This is a genomic window from Mesorhizobium sp. M7A.F.Ca.AU.001.01.1.1 (assembly GCF_004022735.1).
Taxonomy (GTDB): Bacteria; Pseudomonadota; Alphaproteobacteria; order Rhizobiales; family Rhizobiaceae; genus Mesorhizobium; species Mesorhizobium ciceri.
The window spans coordinates 1-497 of sequence record NZ_RZPF01001345.1; the positions used below are offsets into that span (position 1 = coordinate 1).

Here is a 497-nt window from a genome sequence, read left to right on the forward strand (position 1 = left end):
CAGCCGACATACCGCTCATTGTTTCGGCCAACGGCCCGGTCACCGGGACGTTCAGCGTCGCAGGCGTGCCCGGCACACCGGGTTCGCTTTTCACCTATGCGATCGTCACAGGCCCGAATGGCAGCGTGTTCCTGCGTGCCACGCCAGTCAATTTTGGCATTGCGGCGGCGCCGACCAGTGCCACCAACGCCGGCGCGGTCACGGTGGCAATCGAGGCTCTTTACGGCATAAACCGCGACGCGCTCGACGCTGACCTCAACCTTTCGCCCGCATCCGGATCTGGAATGGTGCCGGTTTCGGAAAGCTTCGGGGTATTTGCCTCCGGCCAGTTCGCCCATACCGAGCATGACGGCTACAACATCAGCGGCGGCGGCTTGAATGGCCCGGGCCCGAGCTTCGATGCCAATGATTTTTCGGCCGCCATCAGCCTGGATTTCAATGCCGCCAAACACTTCCAGTTCGACAATGAGTACGGCCTGAACATCGGCGTTTTCGCC

1 pseudogene is annotated in these 497 nt (G+C 61.8%); it reads left to right on the forward strand.

The features are described 5' to 3' along the window. Positions 1 to 497, forward strand: a pseudogene (locus EN884_RS38090) (autotransporter); the annotation flags it as partial.